This window comes from Halocella sp. SP3-1, from assembly GCF_003953885.1.
In the GTDB taxonomy this organism is placed as follows: domain Bacteria; phylum Bacillota; class Halanaerobiia; order Halanaerobiales; family DTU029; genus Iocasia; species Iocasia fonsfrigidae.
In genome coordinates, this window is the sequence record NZ_CP032760.1 from 3,907,838 (window position 1) to 3,925,193 (window position 17,356).

General features: G+C 35.4%; 16 protein-coding genes. 1 reads left to right on the forward strand and 15 read right to left on the reverse strand.

Annotated features, from left to right (window positions below; all coding sequences use genetic code 11):
* Positions 1-10: 10 nt before the first annotated feature.
* The 10 genes from D7D81_RS18690 to D7D81_RS18735 all read right to left on the reverse strand — a co-directional run bounded on the left by D7D81_RS18690 (position 11) and on the right by D7D81_RS18735 (position 11,840).
* Positions 11-850 carry a carbohydrate ABC transporter permease gene (locus D7D81_RS18690; protein ID WP_125991566.1) on the reverse strand — a complete coding sequence of 280 codons (840 nt, stop codon included), beginning with the start codon at positions 848-850 and terminating at the stop codon, positions 11-13.
* A gap of 1 nt (position 851) precedes the next feature.
* On the reverse strand, positions 852-1,733 hold the full coding sequence (locus tag D7D81_RS18695; RefSeq protein ID WP_125991568.1) for a carbohydrate ABC transporter permease: 882 nt from the start codon (positions 1,731-1,733) through the stop codon (positions 852-854).
* A gap of 74 nt (positions 1,734-1,807) precedes the next feature.
* On the reverse strand, positions 1,808-3,076 hold the full coding sequence (locus D7D81_RS18700; RefSeq protein WP_125991570.1) for an ABC transporter substrate-binding protein: 1,269 nt from the start codon (positions 3,074-3,076) through the stop codon (positions 1,808-1,810).
* A gap of 441 nt (positions 3,077-3,517) precedes the next feature.
* Positions 3,518-4,561 (reverse strand): LacI family DNA-binding transcriptional regulator, encoded by a 1,044-nt coding sequence (locus D7D81_RS18705; protein WP_125991572.1) that lies wholly within the window; start codon positions 4,559-4,561, stop codon positions 3,518-3,520.
* Between the two features lie 283 nt (positions 4,562-4,844).
* Positions 4,845-6,056 carry a cupin domain-containing protein gene (locus D7D81_RS18710; protein ID WP_125991574.1) on the reverse strand — a complete coding sequence of 404 codons (1,212 nt, stop codon included), beginning with the start codon at positions 6,054-6,056 and terminating at the stop codon, positions 4,845-4,847.
* Between the two features lie 10 nt (positions 6,057-6,066).
* Positions 6,067-7,197, reverse strand: coding sequence for an aldose 1-epimerase family protein (locus D7D81_RS18715; protein ID WP_125991576.1), 1,131 nt, complete (start codon positions 7,195-7,197; stop codon positions 6,067-6,069).
* Between the two features lie 112 nt (positions 7,198-7,309).
* Positions 7,310-8,215 (reverse strand): sugar ABC transporter substrate-binding protein, encoded by a 906-nt coding sequence (locus D7D81_RS18720; protein ID WP_125991578.1) that lies wholly within the window; start codon positions 8,213-8,215, stop codon positions 7,310-7,312.
* A gap of 123 nt (positions 8,216-8,338) precedes the next feature.
* Entirely contained in the window at positions 8,339-9,304 is a 966-nt protein-coding gene (locus D7D81_RS18725) for an ABC transporter permease (protein ID WP_125991580.1), read from the reverse strand.
* Complete coding sequence (locus tag D7D81_RS18730) at positions 9,291-10,805, reverse strand: sugar ABC transporter ATP-binding protein (RefSeq protein WP_125991582.1); 1,515 nt, start codon at positions 10,803-10,805, stop codon at positions 9,291-9,293. Before D7D81_RS18730 ends, D7D81_RS18725 begins: the two co-directional genes overlap by 14 nt.
* A gap of 21 nt (positions 10,806-10,826) precedes the next feature.
* Positions 10,827-11,840 (reverse strand): LacI family DNA-binding transcriptional regulator, encoded by a 1,014-nt coding sequence (locus D7D81_RS18735; RefSeq protein ID WP_125991584.1) that lies wholly within the window; start codon positions 11,838-11,840, stop codon positions 10,827-10,829.
* A 273-nt stretch (positions 11,841-12,113) separates the two neighbouring features.
* Between D7D81_RS18735 and D7D81_RS18740 the strand changes: the two genes are divergently transcribed.
* Positions 12,114-12,293: a LysM peptidoglycan-binding domain-containing protein gene (locus D7D81_RS18740; RefSeq protein ID WP_125991586.1), complete on the forward strand. Its 180-nt coding sequence runs from the start codon at positions 12,114-12,116 to the stop codon at positions 12,291-12,293.
* A gap of 82 nt (positions 12,294-12,375) precedes the next feature.
* Here the strand turns inward: D7D81_RS18740 and groL are convergent, their stop codons facing one another.
* The 5 genes from groL to rimI all read right to left on the reverse strand — a co-directional run bounded on the left by groL (position 12,376) and on the right by rimI (position 17,354).
* The gene (groL, locus tag D7D81_RS18745) at positions 12,376-14,034 is read right to left on the reverse strand and encodes a chaperonin GroEL (protein WP_125991588.1); all 1,659 of its coding nucleotides are present in this window, start codon (positions 14,032-14,034) and stop codon (positions 12,376-12,378) included.
* A gap of 30 nt (positions 14,035-14,064) precedes the next feature.
* Positions 14,065-14,334, reverse strand: coding sequence for a co-chaperone GroES (locus D7D81_RS18750; protein WP_125991590.1), 270 nt, complete (start codon positions 14,332-14,334; stop codon positions 14,065-14,067).
* A 194-nt stretch (positions 14,335-14,528) separates the two neighbouring features.
* Positions 14,529-15,881, reverse strand: a complete 1,353-nt coding sequence (locus D7D81_RS18755; RefSeq protein ID WP_125991592.1) for a DUF512 domain-containing protein — start codon at positions 15,879-15,881, stop codon at positions 14,529-14,531.
* An 8-nt stretch (positions 15,882-15,889) separates the two neighbouring features.
* A complete protein-coding gene (tsaD, locus tag D7D81_RS18760; RefSeq protein WP_125991594.1) occupies positions 15,890-16,909 on the reverse strand; it encodes a tRNA (adenosine(37)-N6)-threonylcarbamoyltransferase complex transferase subunit TsaD in 1,020 nt (339 codons plus the stop codon).
* Positions 16,896-17,354, reverse strand: coding sequence for a ribosomal protein S18-alanine N-acetyltransferase (gene rimI / locus D7D81_RS18765; RefSeq protein ID WP_125992388.1), 459 nt, complete (start codon positions 17,352-17,354; stop codon positions 16,896-16,898). Before rimI ends, tsaD begins: the two co-directional genes overlap by 14 nt.
* Between the last annotated feature and the right edge of the window lie 2 nt (positions 17,355-17,356).

A 17,356-nucleotide genomic window follows, 5' to 3' on the forward strand; every position in this document is an offset into this window, starting at 1 on the left:
CCTATTGTGTCTAACCCTTTAATGCCCCAGCTGTTAATCCACTAATTAAATATTTTTGAGTAAGCAAGGCAATAATTACTATCGGTAAAGTAGCAATAATTGAAGCTGTAGTCATCTGGCTCCAGTTTAATTCATGAATACCCCTGAACATAGATATTGCCACCGGAACAGTTCGCGAGGCATTAGATTGTGTAAATACCAGGGCCAGCAAAAATTCATTCCAGGAGGAAATGAAAGCTATTAAACCACACGAAAACAATCCAGGCAATGTTAAGGGCACCAGCACATGCCAGATCGTTTGCAAGGTTGAAGCCCCATCTATTCTTGCTGCATCTATTAGATCAAAGGGAATGCTTTTAAAATAACTGGTTAATATCCAAACAATTAAAGGGGTTATATAGGCAAGATAGGGCAGAAGTAGAGCAAATACTGTATCAATCAAATGAAATGTCCTTAATAATAAATACAAAGGACCTAAAATTACTACTCCTGGAAAAATAGTTAAAGCAAGTGTTAAAAGAAATAGCAAGCGTCTCCCCTTATAATTATAGTGAGCAAAAGAAAATGAGGCCGGTACCCCTATAACTAAACTTCCCACTGCTGCAAAAAATGCAATGATAAAACTATTGCGGATATTTAAGAGAAAAGTTGTTTCTTTAAGTACTGTGATATAAGAACCCAGGTCAAGTTTTTCAGGTATTAATGTAGGTGGTATACGATTAATCTCCTGACTACCTTTAAGGGAAGTAATTAGTATCCACAAATAAGGTCCAACATTAAAGAAGAAAACAATTACAATTAAAACAAGAATAAGATAATAAAATAATTTTTTATTTTTTGCCAATATCATATTATACACCCTCTACCATGTAATTAACCAGCTTTTGTACATAAAAAACAATTAATAAGCCTGTAAATAATGCTATTAAGACTGCCATAGCTGAACCTTTACCAAAATCAAGGAACTTAAAAAACAAACGGTATGTATATAGACTTGTTACTTCTGTAGCATTGCCAGGGCCACCTCTGGTTAGTATATAAGGAATATCTATAATATTCATTATCCGTAGACTATTAAATAATAAACCAATATAAATAAATGGTTTTAATAAAGGAAAGGTAATATACCAGAACCTTTGGACAGCATTGGCCCCATCAATTTTGGCAGCCTTGTACATACTATCTGGCAGAGATTGTAATCCACCAAGAACTATTAAAGCAAAGAACGGTGTAAACTTCCAGATAGTTGTTATTGACATCGAAATCATTGCCATAACATTATCATTTATCCAATAAATATTCTCAGTAATTAATCCAAGATTTCTAAGAATAGTATTAATTATTCCGAATCTCGGATTATACATAAACTTCCATGATTGGGCTGCAACTACTGGAGCAACTGCCCATGGCAGTAAAATAGCCGCCCTGAATAACCAGCGAAATTTAAATTCATAATTAGCTAACATTGCCATCGCTAATCCAACAATTAACATACCAGTTAAGCTTATTGCCAGATATATCAGGGTTACAAGCAGAGAATTTAAAAACCTCGGATCCTGTAATAAATTTAAGTACTGTTTCACCCCAACAAAAGGTATACCCTTCCAGGGTTGATTTAATTTATGGAAATGAAAGCTATTTATTACTGTTCTTCCAAATGGATAGACAATTACTACACATATAAAAAGAAAAATAGGTAAAATAAGAAGATAAGGGGTCCATTTTTTTTTCATTAATATCACACTCCTTTTTTGTCCCCCTGGTTAATATTTGTATTAACCAGGGGTTGTATATTCTATTCAAATAATTACTCTGCTATAATCTCTTCCATAACTGTAGCTAATTTATCTAATGCTTCCTGTGGAGTTAACTGTTTGTATAATGCTTGGGAAATATATGACTGAGCATTATCACTTATAGCCGAATAATATGGAGTACGGGGCCTTGTTACACCATTTTCAAATATCTTCTTATAATCCTTCAAAAATGGTATTGCTTCAAGTATTTCAGGGTCATCTGCCAAGGCTGTACGCGTCATAGTATATCCACCATTAAGCATTTCCCACTTTTGAATTTCATAGCTAGTATACCACTTAATAAAATCAATGGCTTCTTCTTTATGTTTAGAGTAAACTGATACCCCAAGACTCCAACCACCAACACAATCTGCTTTTGTACCACCTGGGAACATTGGTATTGGTGTATAGCTCACCTTACCACGTACTGGTGAACCCTCAACCTGACTTGTTCCCCAGACATAATTCCAGTTAGCATGGAAAAGGGCTTTTCCTTCGTTAAAATAACGTACTGTTTCCGGTAAGGCATCATAATTTAACATTTCTTCAGGTACCACTCCATGTTCATAAATCAAATCAACCATCATCTGTAAAGCCTCAACTGCTTCTGCTTCATTGATAGTAACATTCCCTTTTTCATCAAAAAAGGAGCCCCCATTACCCTTCAAAAATTCTATGAAATTACAGATTAATTGTTCTCCCCTACCAAAGGTTACAGAATAAGGAATTATATCTCCTTCACCTTCCTTAATTGTCTGAGCCTGTTCAATTAACTCATCCCAGGTATCAGGAGCCTTATATCCATATTTATCTAGTAAATCCTGCCTATACCAGAGAACATGGCTATCTAACATCCAGGGAACAGCATATAGTTTTCCATTAACAGTATTTGATTCTATTTGAGCTGGAGGGAATACATTAATTTCACTTTCACTAAAATATTTATCCAACGGTAGCAACCACCCTGCATATGCAAATTCAGGAGGCCATACAACATCAATATTTATAATATCTATAGCAGATGATTGAGCTGCCAAAATACTCACCTGTTTGTCATGATTTTTATCAGCCGCTGACGGCATTTGTACTGTTTGGATATTAACATCAGGGTTTTCTTTGGAATACCTATCAGCTGCAGCCTGCATCATTCCATTAGGATCATTAGAAAAAACAGCCCAGCGAATAGTTACTTCTTCAGCATTAACAATGGAAAATAAACCAAGCATAAAAATAATCAAAGTCACCAACAAGAAAATTTTAGAACCAAAATACTTTAACACTTTATTTCCCCCTTATATTTTTTAAGCAATTGTTTAAAAAATACCTAAATTACATCAAAATTCTAAATTTAAAATTATGTAGTTTCTTTTATGAACTGAGCAAATAAATTTTTACCTTTGATCACCTCCTGAATTTAGACTGAATAAGCCCTGTTTTTATGTATCACCTCCAATTTTTTATTTCCAGGATTAAACCACAACATATTCTTCAGGTGAAAATAAATGATTTTTATAAGTAAATATATTTAATCGTTTAAATCACAATTAGCTTTTAAACAAGCATTTTTTTGTAAGTTAAGATAATTTAATCGTTTAAATTTCTCCTATTACATTATATTGTTCACCCATTTTAATATTCCTTTTCTACTAAATATTTCATATTATCACAATTCTTTATTATTTTTGACTACTAATCCTCTTGAAAAACTTGATTTTATTACTTTAATTTATTTTTAAGATAGATTCTCTCTCAATTAAATTACATTCTAATTTAACATCTTTTACTTCTTCTCTTGACTGCTCTTCATTAATAATATTAATTAAAATCTGTGCAGATTTAATTCCCATTTCCCACAAAGGTAAGGCAATAGTCGTCAATTTAGGTTTGCAAAAAGAACTAAATTCCCTATTATCAAAGCCTATTACGGAAATTTCTTCAGGAACATCTATTCCCATTTCAGCTGCTGCTTCAATAACACCAGCAGCCATTAAATCATTAAACGCAAAGATTGCAGTGGGTTTATTTTTCTGTGTAAGTAGCTCTTTACACTGCTTATATCCTGTCTCATATGTCCAGTCCCCTGTTTTGATATAAGCCGGATTAAAAACAAGATTATTATCAGCAAGTGCTTGCTGATACCCCTGCAGTCTGAGATGCGTTGTGTAAGAATCTATTAAACCACTAATCACAGCTATCTCCTCATGTCCTGCCTCTATTAAATAATTTGTTGCTTGATAGGCTGCCTCTTTATCATCATAGTTCACCTTATAATCATCTTCTCTACTGGTATAACAGTAGGTATATACTACCGGCTTATCTATAGAACCAACAATATCAGTAACATCTCGAGGGTGTTCACCTATATAAATGATTCCATCTATCTGTCTTCCCAACAAATCATTAATATTTTTTTCAATTTCTAAAGAAATAGTACCTATCTCTTTAAATTTATTATTAATTTTTTTATTTAACCTCAGGTTACTTAGTATAATATGGAATTCTTTTTGTTCAACATATTCATTTATTCCATCAATTATCTTAGGGGAATTAAATACTGTCATATCTTCTACAATTACCCCTATAGTGTTTGTTTTATTAGTTCTTAGGCTTTTGGCTATTTTATTCCCCTTATAATCTAATTCTTCAACTATTTTAAGTACTTTCTCCCTGGTTTCTTTACTTATCTGGGCACTATTATTTAATACATATGATACTGTAGCACTTGAAACATTAGCTCTGTCAGCTATATCCTTTAAAGTTACCATTGCAAATCTCCTTAATCGTTTAAATTGCCTATTTATATATTACTTTTCTGGATATTTTCTAAATATCCTTTTTTTTATATTAAAAATTTTAGAAAATTTAAAATTGATTGTCATCCAAAAGGTCTATTATGAAAGAGTATTATATATAGATATAAAGGCCTCCAGACTATGAGTCTAAAGACCTTAAGAAAGATAACCTTTTTCCTACCATTAAAATTTTTAATCTAAAATGTACTGACTACCCAATCTAAACATAACAGCTATTATGAATTAATAGGGAAATTTATTTACAGGGTTCTTTTGGCATATCTGGATGATTTGGCCCAAAGTGTTTTAAAATTACCAGTGGTTCATATGAACTCTCATTAGTAATTGTAATACCGTCTTTAGCCTTCCTTTCACTAACAAAATACTCATCAGCACTAATCTGGCCATACCTAAGCATAATAGCTGCTTCAGCATCGTAAACCCCAAACTTTCCATGCCCTTGGATTATTACACAACCAAAAGCAACCTTATCCTTAACTAGTACTGTCTGTTTGGGTTGAATAGTTAATTCCTTAGCCCCAATATATTCGTTAGCATAAGAAATCCATTTCTCAATAAACTGTTTATTTGAATTCTCACAAACAACTGGAGGCCTAAAATATTTTTTCTTATAATTGATTCTAACATTTTCTTCCCAATCCATCAAACTCATGATATAATCAATATCTCTTTGCTTATCTTCAGGACAGTTTTCCACTAAAAACTCATAATCATAAACATCACCAGCAGTTATATTTTCAAAAACTGAATTAACATCACTATTCCACTGGGGCTCATATGTTAAAAGTGACCCAGGGGCATGCAATACTCCAGGTGGTGTATACCAGCCTGTTCCAAGTTGTAAACGGTAAGCCCTGGAAAGTTCTGTTATTCTGATATCACGTTCTTCATAATCTAATAATCTTGTTTTTACTTCATCAATACTAACATCAGGAGCAAAACCAAAATAGGAAACAGGGAAATTACCTAAATGATTATTTAATTGATATGGAAAATAATATGCCTCTGGTTTGCCAAGGGCCCCAACTCTACTAGCAGCAGTGTCATCAAGATGCAGGTGATGAAAAAGGGGAGTTTCAAAATCAAAAAACTTTGCAAACATGGGCCAGGTACCATATTCTTTCATTAATTCCTCACCAATCAAATCTTCACCAAGTTCTTCAACAGCATCTTTAAACAAAAATTTATCTTTAACATCATTAGTAGGAGCCACATAACTTAATCCTTCATCTTCAGGTGCCAATTCACCATTAATAGCAGGTGTTATAGATGAAAACCAGCGTTCTTTGATAGCACCACGGGAAATACCTAATGAAAAATAATCATCAGGATGAAGGCGCAACCTCTTCCCTGGACGACCAAATCTACGTGGGATAAAATTAGGTATTAATCGTAATATCCCTTCTCCTTTTTCAAAAGTTTCATTAATCAAATTAGTTTTACTCATATAGATCCTCCTAAATTTTATTATAATTGCCTTTTATATCTTGGATCTCTCTAATTACTCCTTCAATCTCTTTTTGTGAAGATAGTACTCCTAATTCTAAATGATAATGTCTCTTTTCACCAGGTTGAAGAAACTTAAGACTACCATCTTTCCTAGCCTTATCCCTACCTCCTACCCAGGCATTGGCTGGCTCTATTCCCATAACATAATGACCCTGTCCAGTCATTTTCCATTGTACAAGATTAGGTAATTCTTTTTTTGAATATGCAATATATAAACCTAAACCTTCACCATTATTAAATTTGTGGTTAATTAATGCTACTTTGGTTGAACCACCAATTAATGATGATATTTCATGATAATATACTTTTTCTTCAAAACCAGCAATAGGTGCAGATACTTTATGATAATCCCTTTGCCCTTTAGCAGATTCTTTATCCCGGAGCATATAAGAAATAGTTGGTGACAGAAATTCACTTTCTTTATCTAAAAGGGGAAATCCCATATTAAAATGATAAAGAATCATATGTTCAGTCTTTTCAAAACCCAGATTTTCAACAGTATCTTCTATAAAAATTTTACTTTCACCTAACTTAACGGATATTCTCCTTGTTAAGATAAGGTTTTCACCAAAAACTGTTGTTTCACGTATTTTCCCCTGAACCCATACCCAGTAATCATCACCATCCCACTTACTATCAACCCATACATTATTAGCTGGAATATAAGATACCCGTCCATGTAAGCCAAGTTTTTCACCATTATCTTCACAGGAAGCCCCCATATATGAAAGACCACAGGTGGTTAACAATCCTCCATAAAACCCCCTGAACCAACCCTGGCCTGCTGGTTCGTAATATGTTGAAGCCACTTCTTTTGTACTGGAAATCCAGGCCAGGGAATTCCCCTTAAAGTCCGCATTTCCAATACCCATACCTCTACCAGAAAGAACCACAAAAGATAAACCTGAACCATTATTTACTAATACTGCATCAACATCTGCCTGCTTACCACCAGATAATTTAACTGGTTTAGCATAACATAATTGGGAAATATCACCTACGTGTTCTAAAATCTCTTTTCTAGTATATTGCTTTCCATATAATTCTACCGTAACCCACCCCCATTCCAACAAAATCACTTACATTTACATTTTATTTAATATTTTGTTAGCTGCTCAATTGATTAAAATTTAAGAGAGGAGGATTAAACCCCTCCCCCCTCCAGATAAATCATTAAGTTAAAAAGTTAATTTATTCTACATTATCTCTGGTAATGAGTCTAACAGGTACATAGGTAACTTCTGGCAGTTCTTCTCCATTTAAGAAATTTACTGCTGCCTCTACACCCATTTCTCCCATTTTGTATGGCTGCTGAGCAACAGTACCAAACAGTTTTCCTTCCTTAATAGACTCCAATGCATCTCCAGTTCCATCAAAACCAACAATTTTAACCTTATCTTCTAGTCTTGCTGCTCTTACTGCCTCATAAGCGCCAAGAGCCATTTCATCGTTTTCAGAAAAAACTACATCTATTTCTGGATGGGCCTGTAACATATTCTGCATAACTGTCATACCCATAGCACGTTGAGAATCAGCTGGTTGTTTGGCAACAATACTGATCCCCTTTTCATTCATTACTTCTGTAAAACCTTCACCCCTTAAGGCCGGAATTTTATAACCTAACTGACATTGGATATGGGCAGCTTCTCCCTCTCCTTCAATTAAATCTGCAAGGTATTCACCAGCTATCCTGCCACCCTCAAGATTATCAGAGACAATAAATGTTTCGATCTCACCAGCATCAACACCAATATCTAAAACAAAAACAGGAATACCTGCTCTATTAGCAGCTTCAACCGAACTTACTGCTGCACCTGGATCCCAGGGAGATAATAATATGGCATCAACCTTTTTCTGAATTAAATCTTCAACATTAGATAATTCCCTACTCGAATCAGTTCTTGCATCCAATACTACAACATCAATACCAAGTTCATCGGCTTTATCCTTAACACCATCAGCAACGGTTACCCAATATTGATTACCTAAATCCTGAACTGCATATCCAAAAACTAATTCTTCAGCCATAGAAACTACAGACATTGAAAAAACTAGAGTCATTAGCATTACAGAAACAACAAATAATTTTTTGCCCACTTTGTATTCCTCCTTTGATTTTGTACTACAATCTATAATATTACAAGCTTTTCTTTTATGGAATCACCTCCTTATTATAAGCAGCCTTATGTTATTTTAGTTCTATAAAGAACTGCCATTTTATTAAATAGTAGCTGTTTTTTTAGAACGCTGGTCAATTAAAACAGCTACTACTATTACAACACCAAGTACTACACCCTGCCAGAATGCATCAACATTCAACAGGTTCAACCCATTTCTTATGACCCCCATTATTAAAGCCCCAATCAATGTTCCAAATACTGTTCCTTTACCCCCTGACAAACTGGTCCCACCTATTACAACCGCTGCTATAGCATCAAGTTCATAACCATCTCCTGCCAGTGGATGACCAGAATTAATTCTACCAATAAACATAATTGCTGCAAAGCCACTTAATAATCCTGAAATAACATAAACCATTATTTTATATTTATTTGTTTTAATACCAGACAGTTTAGTAGCAACCTCATTACTTCCAATTGCATAAACATAACGGCCAAATGGTGTCTTTTTTAATACATAAGCTGCTATTAAAAAAATAATAATTGCTTCTATAACTGGAAAAGGGATATCCCCAATATAACCTGAACCAATATAGCGAAAACCATCTGGAAAACCACTAATTGGTCTACCACGTGTATATATAAAAGCAATTCCTCTAGCTACCGACATCATACCCAGAGTAGTAACAAAAGCAGGAACCTTACCTATACTAATAACAACCCCGTTAACTAACCCCAGAAAAGCACCCAACAATACCCCTGTTAAGACTGCGAGCAGAGGGTTTCCTGTAGATTTTAATACTGCTGCTGTCATTACTCCACATAAGCCCAGAATAGATCCAACAGATAAATCTATTCCACCAGTTAAAATAACAAAAGTTGAACCAGCTGCTATAACAGAAATAACTGCAACCTGCACTAACACATTGAGAATATTAGTTACTGATAAAAAAGCTGGTGATATAATTGCTAAAATAGTACATAAAACAATTAACCCAATTAAAGAACTCAATTCTCTAAAAATATTACTGTTTATTTTGGAATTTTTTGCATTAATTTGCTCCATTTAAATTATCCCCCTTTTCTAAAGCCCCCGTTGCGGCTAACATTATCTTTTCTGATGTTGCCTGTTTTCTAGTAAATTCAGCAGTTTTTTTACCTCTACACATAACCATAATTCTGTCACTTATTCCCAACAACTCCGGTAATTCAGATGAAACCATAATTATCCCAATTCCCTTGGCAGCCAGCTCCCCAATTATTTTGTATATTTCTGCTTTTGCTCCTACATCAATGCCACGTGTTGGTTCATCCAGGATTAATATTTTAGGGTTAACAGCAAGCCATTTAGCCAGTACAACCTTTTGTTGATTACCACCACTCAAATTTTCTACTAATTGATTAATTGAAGGGGTCTTCACCTGTAATTTTTCAACTAAATGAACAGCAGCCTTATTTTCTTTAATGATATCTACTTTTATTGTGCCAGCAAATTCCTTCAGTGATGCTAGTGTTACATTATCTTTAACACTAAATTTTAATACTAATCCCTGCTCTCCTCTATCCTCAGGAATAAGTGCTAAACCATTTTTGACTGCTTCATATGGATGGGTTATTTTTACTGGCCTATTATCAATAAGAATCTCTCCACTGTTAACTGCTAAAGCACCAAAAATAGCCTTAACCAATTCTGATCGTCCAGCACCAACTAATCCACCAATACCTAGAATTTCACCTGCCTTTAGTTTAAAAGAAATATCTGAGATACTATTTTTTACAGTTAGATTACGAACCTCCAATATTGTCTGGCCAATTTCAGTTTCTACCTTGGGGAACATCTCTGACATCTCACGGCCAACCATTTTCTCTACTAAAGACTGTTCATTTAGTTCCGATATATTCCAACTACCAACATATTCCCCATCACGTAAAACTGTTGCTTTATCTGCAATACTAAAAATCTCATCCATATGATGACTTATAAAAATAATTGATACCCCTGCTGACTTTAACTTCTTCATTATCTTAAAGAGTATCTCCGTCTCCCCTGGACTCAATGATGAAGTCGGTTCATCCATTACCAGTATTGATGAGTTTAAAGAAAGGGTTTTGGCTATCTCTACTAGTTGCCGATCTGCGACAGACAAATCACCCACAAGGTCGTCTGGCTTAATCCCTGTTTCTAACTGGCTTAAATAATGCTGTGCATTTTTATTTAGTTCATTATATTGAATTTTACCTTTACTTAAGGGAAACCTACTTAGAAACATATTTTCCGCTACTGTCAGGTGTGGTATCAGGTTTAATTCCTGATAAATCATACCTATTCCTAAATTTTGAGCAGTTAGAGTGTCAATAATTTCAACCTCTTTTTCATGAACTGAAATTTTACCAGAGTTCTTTTGATATACCCCGGCTAAAATTTTCATTAAAGTACTTTTTCCTGCTCCATTTTCACCAACAACTGCATGAATCTCACCCTTTTCAACCATCAAATTAACCTCGTTTAGTGCTAAAACACCAGGGAATTCTTTAGTTATATTTTTCATTTCCAGTGCTATAGACATTTTTTAACCCCCTTTAATACTTTATCTAAAGACTTTTGTAGAATCCCTTTCTATTAATTTAGGTTTAACAATCATTTTATTTGAATCCACCTGTTCATTATTTATATATTTTAACAGCATATTAACCCCATCAGATATCATTTTATCAATTGGCTGGGATAATGTTGTTAAAGCTGGTTCAGTCATTGATGAAAATTCTATATTATCATAACCTAGCAATGAGATATCATCAGGTATTGTTAAACCATTTGCTTTCAAAACAGATAAGATTCTAAGGGCTTTAAAATCATTAGATGCAAAGATAGCTGTTGGAGGATTACTAGAATCAAATAGTTCAATAATATCATCTAGAAACTCCCCTGATCTCCAAACTTCCTCAGTATGACTAAGTATATATTCTTTTCTAATTTTTATATTGGCATTTTGTAATGCCTGTTTATATCCTTGACGTCGTAAACGTTCAGCCTGGGTAAAGTCTGATGTAGCAAAAGCAATATTTTTATGGCCAAGCTCTAATAAATATTCTGTAGCCAACATACCCCCATAATAATTATCCAAAGTTATTGAAGGAATATCATAACCTTGAATATCTCGATCAATCAAAACGATAGGAATATTTTTTCTAGACTTAAAATTAATGATATTAGTCAGGTCCTCCTCTCCACCAATAGAAAGGATTCCATCAATATTTCTATCCAAAAGAACCTGTAGGTAGGTTTTTTCTCTAATATCATCATTATCAGTGTTACAGATTACCACTGTATAATTTTCCTGTTGAAACTTTCTTTCTGCATGCCAGCATGCTTGTGAATAATAAGGGTTTCTTATATCAGGTACTATTAAGCCAATGGTATTTGTCTGTTTAGTAGCTAAACTGCGGGCTACCTGGTTTGGACGATAATCTAAATTATTAACAGCATTAAGCACTACTTCTTTAGTTTCCTGAGAGACTGGACCACTCTTGTTTAATACCCTTGAAACAGTACTTTTAGATACATTAGCAAATTTAGCAACATCAGCAATCGTAATCTTCATCTTTCAACTCCTTTTTGCCTTAATGTAAAATAAACTAAAAACGTTTCCAATTCATTTTATTAGAGAGCATCCTTGATATATCAACAATCATGTCATTTATTATAATTTTTATAAAAACGGTTCCACTACTATATTAATTATTCTCTATAATATTTTAAATTCCTTCTTTTTTTTTAAATTTATTATTAATCACCCCTTATTCAGTACTAGCATAAAATAAAAAAGTTGATTTAACCAGCGGCGGAATTTAAAATTGGAGAGGGGGGTAAATTTGTGGAAAGAGAATGTCCTGAAGATACTATACCTTACATCATTAAAGCTGGAGATACACTCTATCAACTGGCCCAGGAATATGATACTACCGTTGATGCCATCTTACAAATAAACCCTGAACTAGAGCCTAGGAATCTTCAGATTGGAGAAAAAATATGTCTACCTACCTTAAGACATTAAACATTTTAAATCAAAAAAGCTGTTTACAGTAATCTACTGTAAACAGCTTTTGTCTATCAATATTAAACTGAATGGGAAGGTTTTACATCATACCCATGCCGCCTGGCATGCCGCCTCCCATTCCTCCCATGCCGCCTGGCATTCCACCACCAGCAGCATTATCATCATCTTCTTCTTTATCTGCAACCAGGCATTCTGTCGTTAATAACATAGCAGCTGCACTGGCAGCATTCTGCAGGGCTGAACGGGTAACCTTGGCTGGGTCAACAATACCTACTTCTATCATGTTTACAAATTCACCTTTGTAGGCATCAAAACCAATACCAGCGTCTCTTTCTTTTACCCTTTCAACAATTACAGAACCTTCATAACCTGCATTATCAGCGATAAGACGTACTGGGGTTTCCAGGGCCTTCCTGACAATGTCTACACCAGTCTCTTCGTCACCTTCAAGCTCAACTTCATCAAGTGCAGAAATAGCATCTAATAGTGTTGTTCCACCACCAGATACTAAACCTTCTTCCACAGCAGCCCTGGTAGCAGATAGGGCATCTTCAATACGATGTTTCTTTTCTTTTAACTCAGTTTCAGTAGCAGCACCAACCTGAATTACTGCCACACCACCGGCTAACTTAGCTAATCTTTCCTGCAGTTTTTCTCTATCAAAATCAGAGGTAGTACTTTCTATCTGTTTTTTAATCTGCTTAATCCTACCTTGAATATCTTTTTTGTCACCATGACCCTCAACAATAGTAGTCTCTTCTTTGGTTACATTAACCTTATGGGCCTGGCCTAGCATGCTAATATCAGCATTTTCTAACTTTAATCCCAGGTCTTCAGTAATTACCTGACCACCTGTTAAGATAGCGATATCTTCCAGCATTGCCTTGCGGCGGTCACCAAAACCAGGGGCTTTAACTGCTACACAGTTAAAGGTACCGCGGATTTTATTAACAACCAGAGTTGCCAGGGCTTCACCCTCAACATCTTCAGCCATAATTAATAAGGCCTTACCTGATTGAGCAACCTTCTCTAAGAGTGGTAATATTTCCTGAATACTGGATATTTTCTTATCTGTTATAAGTATATATGGATCTTCTAGAGCAGCTTCCATAGTATCAGTATCTGTCACCATATAGGGAGATAGGTAACCACGGTCAAACTGCATACCTTCAACTACTTCTAAAGAGGTCCCCATACTTTTGGATTCTTCAACAGAAATAACTCCATCCTGTCCAACCTTTTCCATAGCTTCGGCAATCAAATTACCAATCTCATCATCATTACCGGCAGAAATGGCAGCAACCTGTGAAACTGCTTCTTTACCCTCTACAGGTTTACTCAATTTAGCTATCTCATCAACAACTTTATTGACTGCCTTTTCAATACCCTTTTTGATAATCATAGGGTTAGCACCAGCAGCAACATTCTTAAGGCCTTCTTTAAAAATTGACTGAGCAAGTACAGTAGCAGTGGTAGTACCATCACCAGCTACGTCATTAGTCTTGGTAGCAACCTCCTTAACTGTTTGAGCCCCCATGTTTTCATAGTGGTTTTTAAGCTCTATTTCACGGGCAATACTCACACCATCATTAGTAATAGTAGGAGCGCCAAAACTTTTTTCCAGTACAACATTACGACCTTTAGGTCCTAGAGTAACTTTAACAGCATTTGCCAGGGTGTCAACACCACGTTCTAAAGCACGACGTGCATCTTCACCAAACTTTAATTCCTTTGCCATAAACTATCCCTCCTCATTTAATTTAAACAATTATTCAATTACAGCTAACACATCGTCAACCTTTATAATTATATACTCAACATCATCAATATTTACTTTGGTACCAGCATATTTATCAAAGACAACCTGGTCACCAGTCTTAATATCACAATCTTCACAGCCTTTACCAACAGCAATAACTTCCCCTTGCTGAGGTTTTTCTCCTTTGGCAGTATCAGGAAGGACTATACCACTCTTAGTCTTTTCCTCCTCTTCGACATACTGAACAACAACTCTGTCATTTAAAGGTTTAATTGCCATCAATATACCCCCTTTTAGATTTTAATATGTATTGTTAGCACTCATCAAAAGCGAGTGCTAATAGCCACAGTTAATATAATAACTAAGTATCCAGCTAAAATCAAGCCTTAATAATCCTCAATTATGACTTTAATATTGCATTAAAGTGCATTATCTTTAATTAACTGATGTATTCAACAAATATTAATTATTTACTAAATTATCTCTATTTCTGTTTCACATTCCTGGGCTATAATTTTATAATTCTTTCCAATTAAATCATTTCCAAAAATATCAAATATTATACCTGGAACTACTATTAAATCATATTTTTTGTTATTCTTCTTAACAGCCTTAATTATATCATCACAAAGCAGGAGACCTGCACAGGCAATTGACCCCCCAAAGAAATTATTGCTGACAGCCATAACATCTACGATGGTTTTTGAATAAATACCCTGCATATGCTTAGCTACTTTTTGTAATAAACCCTCCGCAAGTATAGAAGTAAGCAAGAGAATGTCCTTTCCTCTGTAATCTCTGATAACTCGTTCTATACTATTAATTGTTTTTAGATCCAGATCATAATCAAAGACAAGACCGGACTTTTCCCCGGCCTCTTTTTTTAAGGGGATTTGCACCAGGCTATTATCTCTGTTTATTACTATCAGCGGGTCTTTACGCCTGGTGATCAAATCAAAAGCCTCAACCCTACTTTTGACCTCATCACCTCCCACTCTCTTGACAATATCATTTTTCTTTAATGGTACTGCAGCAGCAGGGGAAGCAGGGATAATCCCTTTAATACGACAGGTAAAATCATCAATTTGGGGTGGCTCTAATAAGAGGGGAAAAGCGTAATATTCAGCCAGTCTATCAACTAAACTAATTAAAGAATTGTAAATACTATCAATATCAAACTTTAAACTATCAGCTGTATACCTGGTATATCCAGGCAGATAAATACGGACGGAGGCTGGTTGATAGCTGGCTAAAAGGTCTATTGTTTTCCCAAGATACTCCCAGCCCATAAGATGGGGCATGGCCACAATACTCCCGTGAAAAGTGATATTATATTTTTTAAACAATTCTAACCCCTCAAATACAATAGCAGGGTTTTTATCACCCATTAAAAAAACCCTTTCATCAGGGTCAGAACAATTCAATGATATATTAAGCTCGACAGGTTCATTTTCTTTCAAAAATTTAATAACTCTATCTGTTAAAGAACTCCCATTAGTCGTTATATTAATCTGTTTGTCAGGGAATTTGTCCCTGATTAAATAAATAATTTCCAGTATAGCTGGATGTGTAAATGGGTCTCCCTCTATGATCTTACTGGCAGACTCCCCAATTACTAATGTTCCATCAAGGGAAAGGAACTCTAATAATTCTTTAATCAGGGAGATGTCCAGGTGACCAAAACGGTAGACCTCAAGACCTGTCGGGTTATTGCCGTGACTGCAAAACCTGCAATTCATATTACAAACAGAGGTTATAGGGAGTATGTTATCATTTTGGACTGTTTTTAATAAAATATACCTCTCTCTATCACTTAACTCTTTCATTTAAACACCTACTTCAGACTAAGATTAGCTGCTGCACCCAGGCTAAATGGTGCAAAATCACCTTTCTGGTACTGATAATAAGCAGCAGCACCAATCATGGCCGCATTATCTGTACAGAGCTTCAGGGAGGGAGTATATAAAGGTAAATCTTCCTCAGCAAGAGCCACAGACAACTGCTGACGCAGGGTTTTATTTGCTGCAACCCCACCAGAGAGGATAACACTCTTTGCCTCCCGTTCCTGAACAGCCTTCATAACTTTATTAAGCAGGACATCTATTACGGCCTGCTGAAAACTGGCAGCTATATCTGGAATATGCAGTTTTTTCCCTTTTTGTTTTTGATTATGAATGTAATTTATAACAGCGGTTTTTAAACCACTGAAACTAAAATCATAGTTGTCTTCATTAATAAAAGGACGCGGAAAATCAACTGCCACCGGGTCTCCTTCTTTACTAATCTTTTCAACAGCCGGGCCGCCCGGGTATCCTATCTCCAGTACCCTGGCAATTTTATCAAAGGCCTCACCAGCGGCATCATCTCTGCTGCGTCCAAGTATTTGATAATCTCCTAATTCCTTAAAGTAAAGAAGGTCAGTATGACCACCAGAAATAGTCAAACAGACTACTGGGGGCTCTATCTGCGGGTTGGAAATAAAATTGGCATAGATATGTCCGGCAATATGATTAACCCCAATAAATGGCTTATGAAGAACATAGGCCAGTGCTTTAGCAGCTGATAGGCCTACCAGCAGACCACCTACTAGACCAGGACCGTAGGTAGCCGCTACTCCATCTATCTGATCATAAGTAACCCTGGCAGTCTGCAAAGCCTCTTCAATAACTGGATTAATAAGTTCCAGATGCTTACGGGAAGCAATCTCAGGTACTACTCCACCATATTTCCTGTGTAAATCAATCTGTGAAGCCACAATATTTGACAAAACATCAAGGCCATTTTTCACAACTGCTGCAGCAGTTTCATCACACGACGATTCTACTGCCAGTATTAACACATCATTCTCCTTCATCAATAATCTCCTTCCACATAATAAGGGCATCTTCATGGTCATTAGTATAATATTTAGGCCTACATCCAACAGGGATAAAGCCATATTTTTGGTAGAGGGCTATAGCAGAACTATTACTTACCCTGACCTCCAGTGTTACCCTGAGGCTTCCTTCCTGTTTTGCCCTGACAGTAAGTCTATTTAACAGTTTTCGGGCTATACCCTTCCTCCTATATAAGGGGTCAACTGCTAAATTGGTTATATGTAATTCATCAATAATAACCCAGCCACCTATATAGCCAATAACTTTACTACTATTTAAAGCTGCAAAATAATGGGCATAAGGGTTTTCCATAATCTCCCTGCGGAAAGACCTGAGTGACCATGGGTCTGGAAAAGAATCATCCTCTATTCTTAAGACATCATCAAGGTGTGTCTCCTTCATCGAAACTATCTCTATATACATTT

What these genes read in the sequence shown, in the direction of transcription:
- rimI (WP_125992388.1), bottom strand. Translation starts at nt 17,354, where the DNA reads ATGTATATAGAGATAGTTTCGATGAAGGAGACACACCTTGATGATGTC.
- D7D81_RS18690 (WP_125991566.1), bottom strand. Translation starts at nt 850, where the DNA reads ATGATATTGGCAAAAAATAAAAAATTATTTTATTATCTTATTCTTGTT.
- D7D81_RS18705 (WP_125991572.1), bottom strand. Translation starts at nt 4,561, where the DNA reads ATGGTAACTTTAAAGGATATAGCTGACAGAGCTAATGTTTCAAGTGCT.
- tsaD (WP_125991594.1), bottom strand. Translation starts at nt 16,909, where the DNA reads ATGAAGGAGAATGATGTGTTAATACTGGCAGTAGAATCGTCGTGTGAT.
- D7D81_RS18750 (WP_125991590.1), bottom strand. Translation starts at nt 14,334, where the DNA reads ATGGCAATTAAACCTTTAAATGACAGAGTTGTTGTTCAGTATGTCGAA.
- D7D81_RS18730 (WP_125991582.1), bottom strand. Translation starts at nt 10,805, where the DNA reads ATGTCTATAGCACTGGAAATGAAAAATATAACTAAAGAATTCCCTGGT.
- D7D81_RS18695 (WP_125991568.1), bottom strand. Translation starts at nt 1,733, where the DNA reads ATGAAAAAAAAATGGACCCCTTATCTTCTTATTTTACCTATTTTTCTT.
- D7D81_RS18725 (WP_125991580.1), bottom strand. Translation starts at nt 9,304, where the DNA reads ATGGAGCAAATTAATGCAAAAAATTCCAAAATAAACAGTAATATTTTT.
- groL (WP_125991588.1), bottom strand. Translation starts at nt 14,034, where the DNA reads ATGGCAAAGGAATTAAAGTTTGGTGAAGATGCACGTCGTGCTTTAGAA.
- D7D81_RS18735 (WP_125991584.1), bottom strand. Translation starts at nt 11,840, where the DNA reads ATGAAGATTACGATTGCTGATGTTGCTAAATTTGCTAATGTATCTAAA.
- D7D81_RS18710 (WP_125991574.1), bottom strand. Translation starts at nt 6,056, where the DNA reads ATGAGTAAAACTAATTTGATTAATGAAACTTTTGAAAAAGGAGAAGGG.
- D7D81_RS18755 (WP_125991592.1), bottom strand. Translation starts at nt 15,881, where the DNA reads ATGAAAGAGTTAAGTGATAGAGAGAGGTATATTTTATTAAAAACAGTC.